Origin of the sequence: Moorena sp. SIO4A1 (genome assembly GCF_010672065.1) — a bacterium.
In the GTDB taxonomy this organism is placed as follows: Bacteria; Cyanobacteriota; Cyanobacteriia; order Cyanobacteriales; family Coleofasciculaceae; genus Moorena.
On sequence record NZ_JAAHHX010000940.1, the window covers coordinates 1 to 1,154 of the forward strand.

General features: G+C 42.2%; 4 protein-coding genes. 2 read left to right on the top strand and 2 right to left on the bottom strand.

What is annotated here, in order from left to right; all coding sequences use genetic code 11:
• Both F6K53_RS44280 and F6K53_RS44285 read left to right on the top strand, forming a co-directional pair.
• A partial coding sequence (locus F6K53_RS44280) for a hypothetical protein (protein ID WP_293087258.1) occupies positions 1–215 on the top strand: 215 nt, incomplete at its 5' end.
• Positions 202–369, top strand: a complete 168-nt coding sequence (locus F6K53_RS44285) for a hypothetical protein (RefSeq protein ID WP_293047769.1) — start codon at positions 202–204, stop codon at positions 367–369. The genes F6K53_RS44280 and F6K53_RS44285, both read left to right, overlap by 14 nt.
• Positions 370–384: 15 nt before the next feature.
• Here F6K53_RS44285 and F6K53_RS44290 read toward each other — a convergent pair whose 3' ends face one another.
• Together F6K53_RS44290 and F6K53_RS44295 are read right to left on the bottom strand one after the other, a co-directional pair.
• Complete coding sequence (locus F6K53_RS44290) at positions 385–750, bottom strand: hypothetical protein (RefSeq protein WP_293058369.1); 366 nt, start codon at positions 748–750, stop codon at positions 385–387.
• Positions 751–917: 167 nt separating this feature from the next.
• Positions 918–1,106 (bottom strand): hypothetical protein, encoded by a 189-nt coding sequence (locus F6K53_RS44295; RefSeq protein ID WP_293087262.1) that lies wholly within the window; start codon positions 1,104–1,106, stop codon positions 918–920.
• Positions 1,107–1,154: the final 48 nt, after the last annotated feature.

A 1,154-nucleotide genomic window follows, 5' to 3' on the forward strand; every position in this document is an offset into this window, starting at 1 on the left:
TACTGTCAGATATTAGACAACTAGTAAGTCCTCTAGATTTTGATATTTTTGTGTTACGAGTGATGGAGGAATTGTCCTGGATTCAAATTGAAGAACGCCTGAACTTGGCAAGTAATACAGCCTTGCGAAAACGATATCAGCGTATGAGGAAAGTTTTGAGAGACTATTTTTTTGATATCGACAACTCTATGCTCGAAGACTATGGCTTATCCTGAAGTAAGCATATGCGCTACGCGCACGCTACTTGAGGTGCCGTCAGCTGTCAGCCGTCAGCCGTTAGCCGTCAGCTTATTTTATTCAAAAGCACCTCAAGTAGCACCATCTGTAGCCCATAAGCTGATAGCTGATACGCGACACGCTGATAGCTAAATGTAATGGTGATTATTAAAAATTTCCAGTGAAACAAGCAAATTGATTACGTAGCGTTTCACTGGTCTTAGGTGATTTCTGGGAAACAAAGATTTCTAAATACTCTTCTAACTTAGCGATTTGGTTTTTATAGGTATCAATATCATTGTCACTCAGCCAGCTAAAGTTTTTGGCTATAACTAGATCAGCTTTATCTATCAACAGGGTAAGGATTTCGTCAGCTTCAGCTAGTTCGAGGATCTCAGCCATACGGTTGGTGTCTGACACAGACAAAGTTGGACGGGCTGCCAGTTGGCAATACTCCAGCAATAGTTCCAATCGGCGTAGATTTGATTGGGTTGGGCTTTCTGTTGATATCGTGTACATAGAAAATCTGTTCATGTCACACCACTTGTTACTTTGATTGGGCTTCAGTCTTGATTTGGCTTCACTACATTAGTGAGATTTTTGCTGTAATTAGGACACGAATCGAAAGGATTTCACAAAATCTTTATATCTAAGAGGTTTTTTGTAAAGCAACCATGAAGGTTGAAGAGGTTGAAGGTTGATCAGGTTGAAGGTTGATCAGGTTGAAGGTTGATCAGGTTGAAGAGGTTGAAGGTTGAAGGTTGATCAGGTTGAAGAGGTTGAAGGTTGAAGGTTGAATGTTGATCAGGTTGAATGTTGTTCGCGTAGCGTGGCCATTCGCGTAGCGTGGCCATTCGCGTAGCGTGGCCAAAGGCCAAGGCCAAGGCCAAGGTTTAAGAGGTTGAACGCGATTGCGTGGCCTTTTGGCCAAGGTTTAA

Excerpts from the sequence above, each read along its gene's own strand:
- F6K53_RS44285 (WP_293047769.1), top strand. The coding sequence starts at position 202 with ATGGCTTATCCTGAAGTAAGCATATGCGCTACGCGCACGCTACTTGAG.
- F6K53_RS44290 (WP_293058369.1), bottom strand. The coding sequence starts at position 750 with ATGAACAGATTTTCTATGTACACGATATCAACAGAAAGCCCAACCCAA.